The sequence below is a fragment of the Synechococcus sp. W65.1 genome, assembly GCF_047461615.1.
Lineage (GTDB): Bacteria > Cyanobacteriota > Cyanobacteriia > Thermostichales > Thermostichaceae > Thermostichus.
The window spans coordinates 45,480-63,630 of sequence record NZ_JANSHI010000010.1; the positions used below are offsets into that span (position 1 = coordinate 45,480).

An 18,151-nucleotide genomic window follows, 5' to 3' on the forward strand; every position below is an offset into this window, starting at 1 on the left:
GTCGAGATGAAGCCCACATTCTTTATAACACTGCCCTTAAGCTACAAGGAAAAAACGCTTTGGAGATTGGGTGTTGGTTAGGTTGGTCAACTGCTCACTTGGCAGCAGGAGGAGTTACCCTTGATGTGGTGGATCCTGCTCTGGCTGATCCTCAAGTCTACGCAAGCGTTGATCAGTCTCTCCGCTCAGCTGGAGTTCGCTCCAACGTCAATCTCTACCCTGGCTATAGCCCAGCAAAGGTAGAGGAGATCGCCAAGACAGAGAATCGCCGCTGGTCTCTGATTTTTATCGATGGAGACCACACCTCACCAGCCCCCTTGCAGGATGCTCAAGTGGCAGAGCGCTATGCTGCTGAGGATGCCTTGATTCTGTTTCATAATCTAGCCTCGCCGGATGTGGCTGAAGGTTTGAATTACTTGAGAGACAGGGGCTGGAACACGATGATTTACCAGACCATGCAAATTATGGGAGTGGCCTGGCGAGGCAATGTCAAGCCCGTTGAGCATATTCCAGACCCTGCTGTGAATTGGACATTGCCAGAGCACCTCAAGGACTATCCGGTCTGTAACCTTGAGTTGTCTAGGGTGCTAGAGAAAGTTAAATTTTTTACCTTGCTGGGCTTTGAGCGTCTTTGGAGCCTTTATTCACTGGCTAAGCAGGTTTGTGAAGAAGACATTCCTGGGAACTTTGTAGAATGTGGTGTTTGCAGGGGTGGAAGCTCAGCTTTGCTGGCCTGGGTGATTAAGAACTACAGCCGTCGACCTCGCAAGCTATATGCTTTCGATACCTTCTCAGGTATGCCTGATCCAACAGAGGTGGATCGAGATTATCGAGGAGTTGCTGCCAACGATACGGGTTTTGGATCCGGTGCTTTAGCGGCACCCATTTCGGAGAACTTAGAGGTGATTGCCAGGGAACTAGGGGTCTGGGATCTAATTGTTCCTGTGCCGGGGCTGTTTGCCGACACCTTGCCTGTTTATCGAGAGCAGGTGGGCGAGATTGCCTTGCTGCATGCGGATGCAGACTGGTATCAGTCGACGATGGATATTTTTCATCATTTCTATGATCAGGTTCATTCTCAAGGATTCATCCAAATCGATGATTACGGACACTGGCAGGGATGTCGGAAAGCTGTTCATGACTTCGAGCAGGAAATCGGAGCCTTTTTCAGGTTGCATAGCGTCGATTACTCAGGGGTTTGGCTGAGTCCTTCAGAAAACCTGGTAGTGATGAGAGATAGCCTAACAGAAACCTCCAAACCACAAGGGATCCGCCTGAGCAAGATCAACGTGGGCCTTTTCCCCTACTGGGAAATGGAGACAGAGCAGCTTATCCAAGAACTGGAGGGCTTGCTGGAGCCAATTCTGCGCAGTCCTCAGCCAGAAGACTATGCTCTGATCTTCCTAGGGGATCCGGATCCGCAACTGGCCAATCAAACTCTGGAGATAGCTGCAGGCAACATAGCTCTCAGGCTCATGGAAGAGGGGTTAGAACTCAGTAGAGAGCCGTTCTGTTCAGTGGTAGCTGGCTTGAACCCCTATCAATGGGAGAGGCTGATTCCCCAACTCAACTATCGCTATCCTCTGAAGCGCGAGCGCTTTCCTAAGGGTTTACGTCCTGCCATCCAAGAGCTGCCCGTGTTGGTATTGGCCTCTTAGGGATCCACCTTGTTGTCTTGAGTTACTTGGTTGGTTGCCTACAGGACGTCTGGATTCACCCCTAGCTCCCGCAACTTCTGGGCCAGGTGCTCTGCTCTCTGCTGTTCTTGTTTAGCCCGCTGCCGCTCTTGCTCAGCCCGTTGGCGTTCGATTTTCTCTGCTTCCTCAGGAGTAGGCACCAGCTCACCATTGGGGAAGAAGTACCGAAGCTGCTGGTTGTGAATCCCCAGGTACAATCCCAGCACCCCGCTCCACCGCCACCCCTCCTTTGTGAGCGGAATCTCCTCGTATTTCTCCCCCCTTAGCCGCAAACCCATGAACTCCAGGGTCTCAGGAGAAAAATAGAAGTACTCTGGAGTTCTGAAAATCCTCTGGTACGGCTCCCGCTTCTCCTCTCGATCCACTTTGGCTGTGGACTCGGAGAGCAGCTCAACAATCAAGTCTGGATATTTCCCCCCTTCTTCCCACACCACCCAAGAAGGGCGGGGGCGGTTTTCTACCCCTTTGACCAAAAACAGATCTGGGCCGTGGAAGTCTTTGGTTTTGAGTTGGTCGCGGCTGTAGTAAACGGTAAGGTTCCAAGACAGGAAGTAGTCGTTGCGATCCTGCCAGATGCGGGTGAGGCAGCTCACCAGAATTAGAAGCTGCAAGGCGTGGAGAGAGTGTTCCATTTCGGGCTCATCGCTGAGCAGCCCCTGGGCCGAAGGCATGAGCTCTGCCAGTTGCTCGCGGGTGAGGGGAGTGATTTCCTGCAGTTTCTCTTGGGCTAGCATCTTTGCGTTGGGGGCAAGCAAGTGAATTAGCCATCGGCAGGGATCCCCATCTATGTCCCACTGCTCTGCTCCAGCTTAGCCACGCGGGCTTCTAGCTTGCGCAGGGCGCGCTGCAGCTCGGGCAAATGCCGATGAACGGCCATGCTCTTGCGCCATTCGGCAATAGGCTGATGGGGGTAGCCGGCCACGGTTTGACCAGCGGGGACGTCGCTGGTTACTCCTGTCTGGGCAGCCACGCGCACGCCATCGCCAATGTGCAGGTGCCCGGCCAGGCCGCATTGCCCAGCCAAGATGACGCGGTGGCCCAACTGGGTGCTGCCGGCAATGCCCACCTGAGCCACGATCAAGCAGTGGGATCCCGTCTTCACGCCGTGGCCAATCTGCACTAGGTTGTCAATCTTGGTGCCCCGGCCAATGCGGGTCTCGCCAACAGCGGCCCGGTCGATAGTGGTGTTGCTGCCCACCTCTACGCCGTCTTCCAGCACCACCCGGCCTGCCTGCAGCATGCGCCGCCAGGAGCCGTCGGGAAGAGGAATGTGGCCAAAGCCGTCGTCGCCGATGACGGCACCGCTGTGGATTAGGCAATCATCCCCAATCTCCGTGCGCTCGTGAATAACGCAGTTGGCGAAAAGCTGACAGCGGGATCCAATCCGCACGTGGGGGTAGATGGTTACGTTGGGGTGGATTTGGGTGTAGTCGCCAATTTTCACCCCTTCCATCACCACTACATGCGGCCCAATGGCCACACCTTCTCCCAACTCAACGCTGGGATCAATCACAGCGGTGGGATGGATCCCAACAGGCAAGCGATAGGGCTGGTAAAACAGCTCGATGGCCTGGGCAAAGAGCAGACGGGGATCCTTCCCTCGCAGGCAAGCAATGGGGCGGGGCAGAACCAGCGATTCCTCCACAATGACGGCGCTGGCTTGGGTCTGCTCCAGCAAGGGTAGGTAGCGGGCTTCACTGAGAAAACTCAGCTCTCCTGGGCGCGCCTCTGCTAGACTAGCCACGCCGTGAATTTCTAGGGTGGGATCTCCCTCGTAGGGGCATCCCAATTTTTGGGCGATCTCCTGTAGCTGCATTGGGCTTGAGATCCTCTACGATTGCAGCAGCCGCACATCCATCACGGTTCCACGCAAGTTGTAGCTAAAGGTCTCGAGCTCCAGGGGAAGGCCGACTTTGACGCGGTTGTTGCCTAGGACAATGCCATTTTCTGTCCGCTGGCCCCGTCCCCGTAAAGTAAACACCAGATCAAAGCGGTAGGGCTCTGGGTCAGGCAAGTTCTCAACCCGTCCATCGGGAAAAACCACCGGCACAGTGCGGCTGACGTTTTCCACCCGCACCACCTCCACCTGGCCGTAGGGTTGGTTGCGGATAATCAAGTCAGCCTTCTGACCTGCTTGAAAAGGTTCCAGGGATCGGCTGCTGACTCCCCGCACAATCATATCCACTTCCACGGGCAGCGTGGGGCCACCCCCCACCTGGACGACGCTGCCCACCTGCCGCCCGGGGAAAAACAGGACAGCCACAATCGCCGCTACTACAATGGCCAGCGCCCCCAGATCCAGAAGGCTGACCTTCCCCAGCAGACGCCCCCGTTCATCGACGAGCCGCATCGCCACCTCTTTTCCGACACCCTGCTTTATTGTAGGGTGCCCTACTACTAGGAAACACAGTCGTCGGCCAAGTGCAGCCACCCGCGCGCTCACCGCTAGGTAACCAGTGGCAGCCAACTGGCATAGAAGTGGAGCTGACGGGAGTCGAACCCGTGTCCGAGATGGGTACTGGGGGCTCACTCCTTCACAGGCTTAGCCTCTCTGACCCTCAAGGCGGGGATCGCCGTTTAGATCCCGGCGATGGGAGATCTCCGCCTAAGCTTAGGCTCTCCCTCGACGGAGCCGGAGAAGAGAGCTGCACCCGTTGGGGTTGTGACCCGCCCACTTAACGGGGTCGTGGGAGGATCCTCGAGCTCAGACTTCTCTTACTGAGCCTTAGGCAGCCAGAGCAGCTGCTTTACGAGCAAAAGGCACGACGTTGTTCGCACCTACTTTGTTGAGCCTAGTGGTAACGGGATAAGCTCAAGCCCGACCTGCATCATGAACCCTTGTTCGCCACCCCGTCGAAACCGTTACAGCCCCGGGGTTAGCTTACACCTAGACTAGCAAAACTCTCGGGGATCCGGCTAGAGTCTTTGCGAATGTGACAAAAGTCCTGCTATCATAACGAAAGTGTAAACTCGGGTCGGTAGCTCAGCGGTAGAGCACTCGGCTTTTAACCGATTGGCCCAGGGTTCGAATCCCTGCCGACCCAGCTTGCGATACCCTCTCCCCCCGGCCTGGCCTAGGCTAGGATTCCAGGAGGCAGGTGGGAGAGGCGGGGTGGCCGTTCTTTCGTGGCAAGACCTAGGCAAAGAGGGGGAGGTCAAGCTGTTGCTGGCGCCGTGCGTGGAGGAGGCGCTAGCGAGCCTGGCGGAGGAGGCTGAAACTCGAGAGACGGTCTTTGTCTCCAAGCTTTGGCACCGAATTCCTGCCCAGGATGCCATCCTCGATGAGTGTCTGCAGGTGCTGGCGAGGGTAGCTCTATCCCTCTGGCCTTATTGGTATGGGGAAAAGTTTGAGCCGGGCACAACGGCAGAGGTTCAAGCTCACAATCGTCTCCGCGCCCAAGAGCTACCAGCAAAACAGGATCCCGCCATTGCCAACGCCTGGCTCAAGGCGGCCATGCACCTGTGCCAACAGCAACGCCTGCCTCTGCTGCCAGGGATCCAGCGGGCGATCCAGGTGCAGCAACTGGCCAAGGCCATTGCCCCTCGCGAGCTGACCTTGGCTTTGGCAACCAATGAGACGGAGCCGGCGCCCAGCTACTTACTCGGCTTGGCCAAGGCAGCTATCTGGTTGGCTGACCACAGTCAGGCACGGCTGGTGCTGGTGGTGCCGAGCGCTTTGACTGATCACCCCGAATTGGCCTCCGTGAGCTACGGTGCCATTCGACTGCCGCTTCCTGAGAGGCTAAAGGAGTTCGACAGCTCGGTGCAGGTGGTGGTGGGTTACAAGGGATCCCCTCACCCCTTCAGTCCCGCCGAGAGAAAGCTGGCCGACCGGGTGGCAGCAGATGCGCAGTTAAAGAATTTGCTGGAATTCAACCAAACTGTACAGAGTGTTAACGGACGCGCTTTCCGAGCGGATCTGCTTTGGCGGGAGGGTAAGGTGGTGGTGGAAGTGGATGGGCCAGAGCACCGCGAGCCAAACCACTACTACCAGGATCGCCTGCGGGACTACGAGTTGCTCATCTCCGGCTACTTGGTGTTGCGGATTCCCAATGAGCTGGTGATGTCCGACTGCGAGCGGGCGGTGGAGATGATCCGCAAGGTGGTTCAATTGCAACAGAGCCGGCTTTGAGGCAGGGCTGGAGGTTGGGGAAATGAGCGATTTGTTGCCCAAAAGCGAAATCTTGCTCTGGAAGCTCCTGCTAACAGGGGAAGAACCGACCAAGTCGCAAGTGAAGCCAAAGCATAGGGCCAAAGAGCTCAAGCTGTTGGAGGAAAAGGGCCTCATTGAATGCAAGACTGTAGTCGAAAAGGGAAGGAGGATAACCCGGCTTGTGCTGACTGACAAGGCCTGGGACTGGGCTTCTACCACACCTCCAACGGCCATCGCCCGCTCCAAGTCGCCAGAGGCAGCAGTTGTTTTGCAAAAGGCGTTGGCAACCCTAGTGGATTACGCACAGCGGGAGAACGTTCCCTTGGCGCGGATTCTAGGCCTACGACCGAGTGGCGCGTTCGCGATAGCGGCGCGGAGCGCAAACAGACCCTCTCTCGGTGGAGCAGAAACGCAGCCCTGGGAAGTTAGCGAAGGGGAGGTTGATCCTAACTTCCTCGAGAAGGTCTTTCGCACCTGCGAGGAGATGGGAGGGCGCTACTACCTAGTCTACTTATCCGACTTGCGTAAAAGATTTCCCGATGTTCCCTCCTGGCTATTGGATCAGGCGCTCCTGACTTTGAACCGCCAAGCCAAGATAGTGCTGATGAACCTGGACGATCCTCTGTCCATTACTCCTGAAATCGAAGCCGCCGCTATTGACCTGTACGGCTACAAAAAGCACGTTCTTCGTGTTAGGAACTAGCCATGACTTCCAAGGAAAGTACCTCTTTCTCAATCAACCAACAAAAAGCTCTAGAAGCCCTCAAGGAGGTTGATTTTGATTGGACAGTTCATCTTAGAAAAATCTGGCAACCTCCGGATTTTGACGTTCCTGAGCTTAACCGGGATGTCAGGGAGAAGCTATTCAGCCGGCTGGAGAAGTTAATCCAATCTCCCCAGATGGAGACACCCTTTGGAATCCCTGTGCTTGGCAATGGTGGCTCTGGCAAAACCCACCTTCTCAGGGTCTTAAGACAGCACTGCTTTGAAAAAGGGGTGGGATTTGTCCTAGTGGACATGACCGATGTGAAAGACTTTTGGGAAACCGTAATCCAGGGCTACCTCACCTCTCTGCTTCAGGAAGAGCCTGATGGCACTAGCCAGCTCCAAAAAATTCTCGATCTGGTCTTTCTGAGAGCTCTCTCTACTCCCAAGCAGGCGAAGGAGATCGCCAGTTTTTCCCACGAATCTTTGCTCGACGTCATTAGACAAACTCTGCAATGGCTATTCACTCAAGATCGCAAGCACACCATCAAGTACCAAGATTGTGTACGAGCTGCCATTCTAGCTAATTCGAATGATTTTTCACTGGCGTCAATAGGTACTAGCTGGATACAGGGCCTAGGTGTGGAATCAGAGGTTGCCCGACAATTCGGTTTTACCAACGCCAGCTTAAATCCTAGTCAAGTTGTTGCAGGGCTTTCTTGGCTGATGAGCCTAAGGGGACCCACTGTAGTTGCTTTGGATCAGTTGGATCCCATTGTTGTGCAATCTCATACAAGTCCTAGTCCTTCGTCATCCTTGCAGGAGCTCTCGCCAGAGACAGAAAGAGAAGCTTCCCAAAACATCATTCATAACATCGCAGGTGGCCTCATTGGGCTACGGGACTGCCTCTCCCGATCCCTTGTCATCATCTCGTGCCTAAACCAGTCTTGGGAAATTCTAACGAAAACAGCTGTTAAAACCTTTACAGGACGCTTTGAGCAGCCTTTAACTTTGACGGCTCTTCTTTCGGCCAGTGTCGCTGAGGCAGTTGTTGTTCCTCGCCTGCAGGCTGCCTACCACAAGGTGGGCTTTATCCCTCCCTATCCTTCCTACCCGTTTAAGCCGGAGTTCTTCCAGCCGACTATCAATCCTCGGCAGCTCCTCCAGAAATGTCATGAGCACAGGGAGCAATGCCTACGGGAAGGGAGAGTTACCGAGTTAGGTGTCCCAAGTTCTGCTCCTATCACTCCAAGTCCCCCTCCACTGAAGGAACTAGATCGAATCTTTGAGGAGGCCAAGCAAAAGGTTGATATTTCCCCGTATTTACAGGAAAACGAGAGCGAGATATGGAAAGAGCCCCTAGCTTCTCTGTGCAACTTTCTCGTCTGGCAGGAAAAGTTGCCGGCTAGTATTGGCAGCCAAGTGGAAACTGACTTCCCTGGATCCAGAGGTTTCTCGCCTCTGCATTCTCGCTTGCGGCTAATCTTCTACGAGGCAAACGAGCGGGAAAGGCACCTTTGTTTTACAGCTATTCAATCAACTAATCCTAGATCTTTCCAAACTCGCTTAGTAGCTGCTAGAACGGCAGCCGGGATCGACGCGGCCCTGCGATTTCGCAAGTTGGTAGTGGTGCGCACTACCTCCCTACCAGGAGGCGAACGTACTCAGAAACTGTGGCAAAAGTTCCTTGAGGAGGGTGGGATCCACTGGCGGCCCAGTGAAAGGGAAATCAGGGTTCTGCGGGCCCTGGAGCAGCTCCAATCCAGACCCGGTTTTAGAGATTGGCTGGCGGAACGGCGACCTCTTACCCACCTGGCAAATGCTGAGTTGGATTCGGGGCTGGCCAAAATCCTTGCCTGGCTGAGGGAAGGGATCCCGGCTGACTGGGCTACGAGAGCTGAGCCTGAGGAAAAGGGAGTTTCCTCCCCTCCTAGGGCAGGCAACGGCAAAGCTCCTGAAGCCAAGCAAGACTTGCAGCCGCCGAGACCTTCGCCAGGTTTGTTTGTCGGACGACGCTGGATAGCCAACCGGGAGGGTGAGCCAGTTTTTCTGCCCATCGAGGAGCTGGTGCGGCACACTGTGATTTTGGCTGGCAGCGGCTCGGGGAAAACGGTGCTCTTGAGGCGAATGGTGGAAGAGGCAGCCTTGCAGGGGATCCCTTCCATCGTCATCGATGCAGCCAACGACTTGGCCCGGCTGGGGGATCCCTGGTCTGCCGCTCCCGAAGGCTGGACAGAGGAGGATCAAGCCAAGGCAGAGCGCTACTTTGCCCAAACCGAGGTGGTGGTTTGGACCCCTGGGCTGGCGGCGGGCAACCCCCTCACCCTTGCCCCCCTGCCGGACTTTGCTGCGCTGGCCGGTGATCCCGAAGAGCTGGATCAGGCCGTCGACATGGCCTGGGGCGCCCTCCAGGAGATCGTGGCCCCCGGCAAGACCGTCGGCGACGAGCTGAAGCGGGGGGTTCTTAAGGCAGCTTTGAAATACTTTGCCACCCACCAGCCGGGATCTCTAGCTGACTTTGCCGAGTTCCTTGCGGACCTGCCTCCGGAAGCAGGAGCCGGTATCAGCAAGGCGCCGCAACTGGCGCTGCAGATGGCTAATCTCCTCAAGGCTGCCATGGTTAACAACAAGTTGCTCCATCAACAGGGGATGGCGTTGGATCCGGCCATCTTGTTGGGGCTGGGCTCAGACTACGGCAAAACCCGGGTGTCGGTTGTCAACTTGGTGGGCCTTCCCACCCTGGGGGAACAGCAGCAATTTCTCAATCAACTGGCCATGGCGCTGTTTACCTGGATCAAGAAAAACCCCGCCCCGCCGGAAGCGCCAGTGCGCGGGCTGCTGGTCATCGACGAGGCCAAAGACTTTGTGCCCTCCCAGGGGACTACCCCCTGCAAGCAGAGCCTCCTGCGCCTGGCCGCCCAAGCGCGCAAATACGGCTTGGGTCTCATTTTTGCTACCCAAGCACCCAAGAGCATCGACCACAACGTCATCGCCAACTGCTCCACCCAGTTTTTTGGCCGAGTCACGTCTCCGGCAGCCATTGAGGTAGTGCGCGAGCAAATTGCCCAGCGGGGAGGAAGCGGAGAAGATGTGGCTGTCTTAAAGGTGGGACAGTTTTATCTCTCCTCGCAGCAGCTTCACCCGCCCTGCAAAATCCAAACTCCCTGGTGCCTGTCTTTTCACGCCCCCACCCCTCTAAACGAAGCTGAGGTGATCCAGCGCTCCCAGGCGGTCAAGCTCTAGGCCCTTATCTCAGCAGTTCTGCCGCTGTTGGCTGTCGCGGCAATCTTCCCATTGCTCGTCTATTCTCACTTGCTGCTGCCAATTCCTGAGGCTGCCTGGCAGTTGGGAGGCCTCTGGAGCTATGCTCCCTTAAGGCAACGTCGGGCAAGCTCGAGGCTTGCACGGCCACTTTGGGGAACAGGGATCCTCGGGAGCAGGGCAATGGGGCAGGGGCTAGGAAAAGCTCAGCAGCGGTGGTGGGTGTTGGGTCTAGTGGTGATTTGGGCTTGGCTGAGCTGGGGGAGGATGGCCTGGCCTGCTGCCTCCTGCCAGGATCCTCTCTTCCTCCGGCAAATCTTGGCCGCAATGGGCCGGCCTGAGGTGGTGGTGGAGGAAGTAGCTCTGTTTGATAGAGATCAGTGCCTTGTCCAGTTGGTGTTGGATCGCCGCGGGCTAAGGGGATCCCTGCCACCGGAGATCGGCCAGTTTCGCCGGCTGCGGGCTCTGTCCCTAAGCTACAACCAACTTTCCGGCCCTATCCCCGCCGAGCTGGGGCAGTTGAGGGAGTTGGAACAGCTTTTTCTCGACTACAACCAGTTCTCTGGCCCCATTCCACCGGAGCTAGGACAACTGGGCAAGCTGCGGGGACTGTTTTTGGATCACAACCAGCTCTCTGGATCCATTCCTCCAGAGCTAGGTCGGCTCAGCCGCCTAGAAAACCTCTGCTTGCAAGATAACCAGCTCAGTGGCAGCATTCCTAGCCAACTCGGCCAGCTCAGCTCTCTTAAGGGGCTGTTTTTGGATCGCAACCAGCTTTCTGGGTCCATTCCGCCCCAACTGGGGCAACTGCGCAACCTGGAAAATCTGTACCTGTCGGACAATCGCCTCAGCGGACCCATACCCCCCGAGCTAGCCCAGCTTAAGCAATTGCGGGATCTACGCCTGGCCCGTAACCAGCTCACAGGCAAGCTGCCCAGCTTCTTGGCAGAACTGCCGCGGCTAGAACGGCTCCACATTGGGGGCAACCCCGGCCTGTGCCTGCCAGCTGTCCTTTCTAGTTGGTTTGCCGGCCTCAATGAAGGGGATCCCGCTCCCACCTTCCCCTGTCCCTAGGGCAGGGATCTCCAGCTCTCGCCCTAACCTGCGATACTGGGATCAGGTGTCCACAGCCCACTACGGGAACGGTCAGCCATGTACACTCTGGAACTGCTCCTGAAAGGGAATCCTACCCCGATCGTCATCCACCAAAAAGAGGAGGAAGCGGCCAACCGCGCCTATCAAAGTGTGGTTGAGGCTCTTCGCAACGGATCCCCTCAGAGCCTAGAGCTGACCTGCGACCGCACGGGCAAGAAGGTGTTCTTGCTAACTGGCGAGCTGTGTGGCGTGCAAATGACCTCCAAGTCCGGCAACGCGCCCATGGGAGTCCGCCCTGGCTTCTTGGCCCAGTTGCAGGGCTAAGGCCAGCTTCTTAGGGGTCTATGAGTTCCCTCACTGGGAGAGAACCCCCGTTGGCTATCCGGGTAGAGGGCTTGACCTTTGCCTGGCCAGCAAGTCCGCCGGTTCTGCAGGAGTGCAGCTTTGCTGTTCCCAAGGGCCAGCTCTGGATGCTGCTGGGGCCCAATGGCAGCGGCAAATCGACCTTGCTGCAGCTCCTTTCGGGAGTGCTCACCCATCCCCAGCCCCTGGCGGGGTTCTGGGAGGTGCGGGGGCGGCTAGGCTACGTGTTTCAGAACCCGGATCAGCAACTGTTTATGCCAACGGTAGGGGCCGATGTAGCTTTTGGTTTGGGGGCAGAGCCCCTCACCTTGGAAGAAATCCAGGAGCGGGTGGAGAGGGCCCTGGAGCAGGTGGGCTTGCGCCACTTGATCCGCCGGCCCATCCACGGCCTCAGCGGTGGGCAGAAGCAACGGGTAGCAGTTGCCGGGGCGTTGGCCCAGCGCTGTGAAGTGCTGCTGTTGGACGAGCCGACGGCCCTCTTGGATCCCGATAGCCAGAGGGATCTGCTGCGCTGCGTCCGCCAACTGGTGGATCAAGAGGGGATCACCGCTCTTTGGGTCACCCATCGGCTGGCAGAGCTGGAATGGGCAGACGGGGCGATCTTTCTGGCGCAAGGGCAGGTACGCCAACAGGGATCCCCGGAACAGGTGCGGCAGCAGATTAGCCAACTGTTTGGCGGCTTGAGGTGATCCCAAAGAGATTGCAAAAGGATGGCAACACCCTCCGGCGGGGGCTACATAGAATAGTAGGTAGTAGATTCACTGCGATTGGTTGGCCAACGGTATCATCTTCAACCTATCCGTGGACAATCTGCGTCAACCAACCCAGGGGTGAAGAGCCCTGCCGGTCGAAAGGAGCTTGAGAATATGGGACTGTCTGAAGTCATTGCCAAAGAGCTGGAGAACGCGCGCAAAGTCTGCTCTGAGTACGGCGAAGGGGATCCCCACTGCCGTGCAGCCTGGGATGCGGTAGAGGAGGTGCTGGCAGCCCGCAGCCACCAGCCAAAGGCCCCCACCAGCCTCGAGCAGCACTGTGCTGAAAACCCCGACGCTGTCGAGTGCCGCGTTTACGACACCTGATGTCTGGGTTAAAACGCAGCAGCCTGCCAGCTCCCTAGGGGCGGGCTCTGTTTTTCTCTCACGGAGAGAGCTTTTGAGCAGAATCAGCCCGCAGCCATTGCCTCATCCACAAGACAAAGGCTATTCCCAGCAGCACCGTTTGCGGGATCAGCGTCTGCCAAGTGGGATAGATCCCCAACCAGCGCAGCTTCGGGATCCCGGATAAGGGGGTCGTCGGAAGCCAGCCTGCAACTTGCAAAGCGTGGAGGCTGCTGCCCAGGAACTTAAAGCCCAAGTAAAAGATCAGCAGGCTTAAACCCCGGAAAAAAGCCCCCAAGGGCAGTTTTAGACCCAAGGGCAAAAGCAAAACTGCCACTCCTGCAAGCAGAAGAGCTCCCAAGCCAATTCCGAGCCAGAGATCCCGAGCCGGCAGGGAAGGCGCCAATCCCACATAGAACACCACCGTTTCCGCCCCTTCGCGAAACACGGCTGTAAAGGCCAGGAAAGCTAGGGAAAAAACCTGACCGCTGGCAAGGGCTACTTGAGCTTGTTCGTGGACGAAAGTTTGCCAGGCAGCGGTGGCCGACCGCCGGTGCAGCCAGAGGCTGATCGAAAACAGGAGAGCTGCTGCCACCAGCCCCGTGATCCCCTCCAGCACCTCCTGGCGGGTATGGGTAAGTAGCTGCTGGAAAAACAGCTTGACCAAGAGACCAAGCAGCACCGCTGCCAATAGACCCGCCGCTCCTCCTAGCCACACCCAGCGCTGCTGGGCCGACTGCCCGCTCTTCCCAAGAAGCGCCACCAGAGCTAACAGCACCAGAAGGGCTTCCAGACCCTCCCGCAGCAGGATCGAGGTAGCATCCAGGAAAGTGTAGTCCGACATGCTCAGCCGGCAGGCGGCTTAAAGGCCTAGGCGTTGGCTGGAATAAACTTCAAAGCTGCCGAGTTGATGCAGTAGCGCAAGCCTGTTGGCGGGGGGCCATCCGGAAACACATGCCCCAGGTGACCGCCACAGTTGGAGCAGTGCACCTCGGTGCGGGGCACAAGCAGCTTCCAGTCGGTCTTGGTGCCAATCACCCCTGGAGCAATTGGCTGCCAAAAGCTGGGCCAGCCGGTGCCGCTGTCGTATTTGGCTTCTGAAGAGAACAGCGCCTGCCCACAGCCCGCGCAGACATAGATCCCTGGGGCCTTGTTGTTGTAGTAGGCATTGCGGAAGGGGGGTTCAGTCCCTTCTTGACGCAGCACGTAGTACTGTTCTTCAGTAAGCAGCTGCCGCCACTCGGCGTCGCTTTTGGTTACGGGGTAGCTTGGTTGAGCCATTGGTGGTTGCTCTCCTGTCGTCCTCAATTCTAACGCTTCTTCCTGCTCTGCCTCCGCTCTTCGGCACGTCGGGGGGAACCGGGGAGTTTCTAGGAGTTCTATCGGAAACTTCTATCCTCGGCTAGGGGCATACTCCCGCTACAATGGGCGCAGGCAAAGACGGAGCTTCTTATGTTGCTAGTCGGCTCAGGTGCCAAGTTTGTGCAACAGCTCGAGCAGGCTGGGGCTTTGGCCATGTTTGTCACGCCGGAAGGGGGATCCGAAGGACACTACCTGCGGCGGCTGCGCGGGGCCGGCTATGAGGTGGTTACCCTCTCTAGCAAGGGAATTGGGGATCTGGCCAGCTATCTGACGCGCAGCCATGGGGTGCGGCCTGCCACCCTAGGCAAGTCGCAGCGGCGCACCTACTTCTACCCTTCGCTAATTGAGCAGTACCGGGCCACTTTGCCCCCCAAGGCCAAGGGATTGGTCTTTTGGTTTTACGAAGGGCATGTCCTCAGCCGGCAAGAACTCTCCTACTTGGTGAAGCTAAGCCAAGAAGACAAGGGCGTGAAATTTGTGGTGGAGCTGGCTCGAGAGCGGTCAATTCGCTGGCAACCTTTAGAGAGCGCCCTGCAGAGCGCCTGAGGATTGGCTTAGATTCTTTGCTACCATCTCAAGTAGGCGGCCTTGCTGGTGGCTAGTTGTACCTGTGACCTTGCCGAAAGCCTCGCTGCACCAGGGCACTTGGTTCAAGCTCATCTGTGGCGCAAGTTTCCACCACTTGCCCTCAATTCGGGAGTTAGCCTTTCTCTACACCCTAGCTGGGGCCGATTGCATCGACGTTGCCGCTGAGCCGGCTATTGTCCGAGCTGCCCAACAAGGGATCCAGCGAGCCCAAGCAGAAGACCCGCAAGCGGGATCCCCTTGGCTGATGGTTAGCCTTAACGACGGCGAGGATGTCCATTTCCGCAAGGCAGCCCTGACAGAGCCCACCTGCCCTGCCGAGTGTCCACAGCCTTGTGTGGCGGTCTGTCCGCCCCATGCCTTGGTGCCTCTAGGCCCCTCTGCCCGGGTTTACATCCAGGCGGAGCTGTGCTACGGCTGTGGCCGCTGCGAGCCCGTCTGTCCCTACCGGCGCATTGTTACCTCTGGCTATCAGGTGGCAGTAGCGGAGGTCTTGCCGTCTCTAGTGGAGCTGGGCGTTCAGGCAGTAGAAATTCACACCTGTATCGGCCGGCAGAAGCAGTTTGAGCAAGTGTGGAGAGCCCTGAAGCCATGGCTGGGACGGCTGCAGGCCGTCTCGATTAGCTTTAACGATGGTCCGGGCCTTGAGGCCTATTTGCGGGATCTGTTGACCCTGATGGATCCCGTGCCGGAGGTGTTGATCTGGCAGGTGGACGGCCGGCCCATGAGCGGAGATATTGGCGCTGGCACCAGCAAGGCCACCCTAAAGCTGGCCCGCAAGGTGCTGGACATGGGCCTACCTGGCTATGTGCAATTGGCAGGTGGAACCAATGCGCAAACAGTGTCGCTGTTGGATCCCTGCTGGCCAGTGGCGGGGATCGCCTTTGGCAGTTATGCCCGCCAGTTGGTGGCTGCCCATCTAGAGGAAGGATCTGGCCTGACCACAGCGATCCTGTTAGCCAAGCAGTTGGTGCAGCAGGTAAAGCAGCGGCCAGTTGCCCTCCGACCGAGCTGTTTTTCCAGTGCTTGACAGCGTCGCTTGACCATGAGTTTCCCAGCCCAGCCCTTGAACAGGGAACCCACCTCCTTTCCCGGACAAGTCCTCTACAACGACGACTTAAACAAGCTCCTGGACGTTCTGCCCGCAGCCATCCGGGAGCGGCTGCAGCAGCATCCTCACTTAAATCTGCTGGTGGAGGTGGTGCTGGATCTGGGCCGCCGCCCGGAAGCCCGTTTCCCCGGCTTTGCGGAGTACCTCTCCGAGGAAGTAGTTAGCCGCGCCGACCTGGATTTGGTCATCAGCCAAGTGGGGGAGTTTAGCAGCGACAACCGGGCTGGCATTGCCTCAACACTGCACCGGATTAGCGCCATCCGCAACCGCCAGGGCACGATCATTGGCCTTACCTGTCGGGTGGGCCGTTGCGTGGTCGGTGTCATCAACATGATCCGGGATCTAGTGGAGCAGGGCCGCTCAATGCTGTTGCTGGGCCGGCCAGGAGTAGGCAAAACCACTGCCCTGCGGGAAATTGCCCGCGTTTTGGCAGACGAGCTGCACAAGCGGGTCATCATCATCGACACCTCTAACGAGATTGCCGGGGATGGCGACGTGCCCCACCCAGGGATTGGTCGGGCTAGACGCATGCAGGTGGCCAGCCCAGAGTTGCAGCACAAGGTGATGATCGAGGCGGTGGAAAACCACATGCCGGAAGTGGTGATCATCGACGAGATTGGCACAGAGTTGGAAGCTTTAGCCTCCCGCACCATTGCCGAGCGAGGGGTGCAACTGGTGGCCACTGCCCATGGCAACCGCATCGAAAACCTGATTAAAAACCCCACCCTCTCGGATCTAATAGGCGGGATCCAATCCGTCACGCTGGGGGACGAGGAGGCACGGCGGCGGGGCTGTCAGAAGAGTGTCCTGGAGCGCAAGGCTCCCCCGACTTTTGAGATTGCGGTGGAGATGCTAGAGCGGCATCGCTGGGTCATCCACGAAGATGTGGCAGCCACAGTGGATTGCCTCCTACGTAACCGCGAGGCGTCAATCCAAATACGCAGCCTGGACGAACGCGGCCAAGTGGTGATTGTGCGCAGTACCACTGGCATGAACGGACGCTCAAGCCTCTTGCGACCCCAGTGGCCCCCTCCTGCCGACACTGCCCTGTTTGCTGGGGGGGGCACTTGGGGATCCTCCGGCCGCCTGGAGCCTTTACCTTTGGAACCGGTTGCGGCCCGTCTGCAGCAACCTGGATTGTCCTTAGCGAGGGAGGAAGAACCTACCTCCTCCGCGGGGTCGCTAGCCAGCCCCCGGTCAGAGTCCAAAGCCGAGGAGGAAAAGGAAGCGGAGCTCCCGCAAGACCCAGAGGGGCTCCTGAGGATCTACCCCTATGGGGTTAGCCGTTTCCACCTAGAGCAGGTCATCCGGACCCTGCAGCTGCCGGCGCAGGTTACCAAAGACCTGGATGAGGCCGATATTGTCTTGGCTTTGCGATCCCAGGTGCGCAGCCGCTCCAAGATTCAGCAACTGGCCCACTCCCGCCAGATCCCCATTCATACCGTCAAGGCCAATACCCTGATTGCTCTGGCCGGCGCCCTGCGCCGCATCCTCAACATTGAAAGTGAGGAGGGGGCCCAGTCAGACCTGGAGCTGTTTATTCAGGCTAGCACAGCAGAAGAAGCAGAAGCTCTGGAAGAAGCTCGCCTGGCGGTGGAGCAAATCGTCATCCCCAAGTCGCAGCCGGTGGAGCTCCTACCCCGCTCTGCCCACATCCGCAAGCTGCAGCATCAGCTGGTTGAGTCCTATCACTTGCGCGCTCAGAGCTTTGGCGAAGAGCCCAACCGCCGCTTGCGCATCTATCCCAACTAGGCTAGCCGGCAGCCGGCAATCATCCCCGCCAGCAGGATAAAGCCTTGCACCACGTTCTCGCCAAAGATAGCTGGGTAGAGGCCGGGGGAGGAATGGACCCGGTGAAGCTGCCAGGTTTGCCGAGCCCAGAGGCCGGCGGCAACTGCCAGGCTGAGGAAATAGATCGCGTGCAACTGCAGGCTAAGCCCCACCCCCAAGAGGGCAATGGTGGTGCCTAGGAAAAAGAGCCCCACCGCCCTTGGGGTTTGCCGGCCAAAGAAACGGGCGCTGGAGTGGATCCCAGCTCGCTCGTCGTCTTCGCGATCCGAGAGAGCATAAACCGTATCAAACCCTAGAGTCCAGAGTACCGTGGCCAGCCACAGCCAGCCCAGCCCCTCCTCCCACAGGGGTAGTTGGGGATCCTGACCTCTCACCGCTGTCCAACTGATGAGCACGGCAAATCCCCAGGCCAACGCCAGGATCAGTTGGGGCACTGGAAAAACCCGCTTGGCCCCTGGGTAGAGCAAAATCACCGGCACCGCTGCCACACAGAGGGCAAAGCTAACGGGGTTGAGCAACAGCGCCAGCCCTCCCGCACAGGCCAAGCAGAGCAACGCCATTGCGATGCCGACGCCAACACTCAATTCGCGGCTGGCTAGGGGGCGGGTGCGGGTGCGCTCCACCAACGGATCCAAGTCCCGATCCCAGAGGTCGTTGATTACACAGCCTGCCCCGCTAGCGGCCAAACTGCCTAGAACGAGAATCCCGACCAATGGCCAAGGCGGCGCTCCGCGTCCGGCTAGGAAAGCTCCCCACAGAGCAGGGATCATCAAAATCAAGCGTCCTGCCGGCTTGTGCCAGCGCAGCAACCGTAAAATTGCTCCGCCAGTAGTCCAGAGTGCAGGAAGAGAAGCAAGCATGCCCGGCCGCACCAGTGGCTTCGGCTCCGCCCCAATCTTAAATCATCCTGAACCAACCGATGTTGGAACTT

General features: G+C 58.0%; 17 protein-coding genes, 1 tRNA gene and 1 other RNA gene. 12 read left to right on the forward strand and 7 right to left on the reverse strand.

Translation table 11 applies throughout. The features are described from left to right. The coding region (locus tag NW806_RS07115) for a class I SAM-dependent methyltransferase (protein ID WP_414410552.1) at positions 1-1,658 on the forward strand (1,658 nt) is incomplete at its 5' end. Positions 1,659-1,696: 38 nt separating this feature from the next. Here the strand turns inward: NW806_RS07115 and NW806_RS07120 are convergent. The 4 genes from NW806_RS07120 to ssrA form a co-directional block, all read right to left on the reverse strand. Beyond that, a complete protein-coding gene (locus tag NW806_RS07120; protein WP_414410553.1) occupies positions 1,697-2,431 on the reverse strand; it encodes a Uma2 family endonuclease in 735 nt (244 codons plus the stop codon). Between the two features lie 50 nt (positions 2,432-2,481). Then, positions 2,482-3,513 carry a UDP-3-O-(3-hydroxymyristoyl)glucosamine N-acyltransferase gene (gene lpxD / locus NW806_RS07125; RefSeq protein ID WP_414410554.1) on the reverse strand — a complete coding sequence of 344 codons (1,032 nt, stop codon included), beginning with the start codon at positions 3,511-3,513 and terminating at the stop codon, positions 2,482-2,484. Positions 3,514-3,528: 15 nt separating this feature from the next. Continuing rightward, complete coding sequence (locus NW806_RS07130) at positions 3,529-4,047, reverse strand: DUF4330 domain-containing protein (protein WP_414410555.1); 519 nt, start codon at positions 4,045-4,047, stop codon at positions 3,529-3,531. 126 nt (positions 4,048-4,173) lie between these two features. Next, positions 4,174-4,569, reverse strand: a transfer-messenger RNA (tmRNA) gene (gene ssrA, locus NW806_RS07135). A 100-nt stretch (positions 4,570-4,669) separates the two neighbouring features. On the opposite strand from ssrA, the gene NW806_RS07140 reads away from it, so the two are divergent. The 8 genes from NW806_RS07140 (at position 4,670) to NW806_RS07175 (ending at position 12,353) form a co-directional block, all read left to right on the forward strand. Next, positions 4,670-4,741 (forward strand) — tRNA-Lys (locus tag NW806_RS07140). A gap of 68 nt (positions 4,742-4,809) precedes the next feature. Next, on the forward strand, positions 4,810-5,829 hold the full coding sequence (locus NW806_RS07145) for an endonuclease domain-containing protein (protein WP_414410556.1): 1,020 nt from the start codon (positions 4,810-4,812) through the stop codon (positions 5,827-5,829). A 34-nt stretch (positions 5,830-5,863) separates the two neighbouring features. Then, positions 5,864-6,553, forward strand: coding sequence for a hypothetical protein (locus tag NW806_RS07150; protein WP_414410557.1), 690 nt, complete (start codon positions 5,864-5,866; stop codon positions 6,551-6,553). A 2-nt stretch (positions 6,554-6,555) separates the two neighbouring features. Next, positions 6,556-9,798: a helicase HerA domain-containing protein gene (locus tag NW806_RS07155; RefSeq protein WP_414410558.1), complete on the forward strand. Its 3,243-nt coding sequence runs from the start codon at positions 6,556-6,558 to the stop codon at positions 9,796-9,798. Between the two features lie 201 nt (positions 9,799-9,999). Beyond that, the gene (locus tag NW806_RS07160; RefSeq protein ID WP_414410559.1) at positions 10,000-10,890 is read left to right on the forward strand and encodes a hypothetical protein; all 891 of its coding nucleotides are present in this window, start codon (positions 10,000-10,002) and stop codon (positions 10,888-10,890) included. Positions 10,891-10,968: 78 nt separating this feature from the next. After that, on the forward strand, positions 10,969-11,235 hold the full coding sequence (locus NW806_RS07165; RefSeq protein WP_414410560.1) for a hypothetical protein: 267 nt from the start codon (positions 10,969-10,971) through the stop codon (positions 11,233-11,235). 20 nt (positions 11,236-11,255) lie between these two features. Beyond that, entirely contained in the window at positions 11,256-11,963 is a 708-nt protein-coding gene (locus NW806_RS07170) for an energy-coupling factor ABC transporter ATP-binding protein (protein WP_414410561.1), read from the forward strand. 177 nt (positions 11,964-12,140) lie between these two features. Further along, on the forward strand, positions 12,141-12,353 hold the full coding sequence (locus tag NW806_RS07175) for a CP12 domain-containing protein (protein WP_414393069.1): 213 nt from the start codon (positions 12,141-12,143) through the stop codon (positions 12,351-12,353). Positions 12,354-12,411: 58 nt separating this feature from the next. Here NW806_RS07175 and NW806_RS07180 read toward each other — a convergent pair whose 3' ends face one another. Then, entirely contained in the window at positions 12,412-13,215 is an 804-nt protein-coding gene (locus NW806_RS07180) for an FTR1 family protein (RefSeq protein WP_414410562.1), read from the reverse strand. A gap of 26 nt (positions 13,216-13,241) precedes the next feature. Beyond that, on the reverse strand, positions 13,242-13,652 hold the full coding sequence (gene msrB, locus NW806_RS07185) for a peptide-methionine (R)-S-oxide reductase MsrB (RefSeq protein ID WP_414410563.1): 411 nt from the start codon (positions 13,650-13,652) through the stop codon (positions 13,242-13,244). A gap of 171 nt (positions 13,653-13,823) precedes the next feature. On the opposite strand from msrB, the gene ndhN reads away from it, so the two are divergent. From ndhN to NW806_RS07200, 3 genes are all read left to right on the forward strand, one after another. After that, complete coding sequence (gene ndhN / locus NW806_RS07190; RefSeq protein WP_414393074.1) at positions 13,824-14,279, forward strand: NAD(P)H-quinone oxidoreductase subunit N; 456 nt, start codon at positions 13,824-13,826, stop codon at positions 14,277-14,279. Between the two features lie 64 nt (positions 14,280-14,343). Beyond that, on the forward strand, positions 14,344-15,348 hold the full coding sequence (locus tag NW806_RS07195) for an LdpA C-terminal domain-containing domain (RefSeq protein WP_414393076.1): 1,005 nt from the start codon (positions 14,344-14,346) through the stop codon (positions 15,346-15,348). 15 nt (positions 15,349-15,363) lie between these two features. Continuing rightward, positions 15,364-17,181, forward strand: coding sequence for a R3H domain-containing nucleic acid-binding protein (locus tag NW806_RS07200; protein ID WP_414410564.1), 1,818 nt, complete (start codon positions 15,364-15,366; stop codon positions 17,179-17,181). Here the strand turns inward: NW806_RS07200 and NW806_RS07205 are convergent. Next, on the reverse strand, positions 17,178-18,080 hold the full coding sequence (locus NW806_RS07205) for a 4-hydroxybenzoate solanesyltransferase (RefSeq protein WP_414410565.1): 903 nt from the start codon (positions 18,078-18,080) through the stop codon (positions 17,178-17,180). The genes NW806_RS07200 and NW806_RS07205 overlap by 4 nt on opposite strands. Positions 18,081-18,151: the final 71 nt, after the last annotated feature.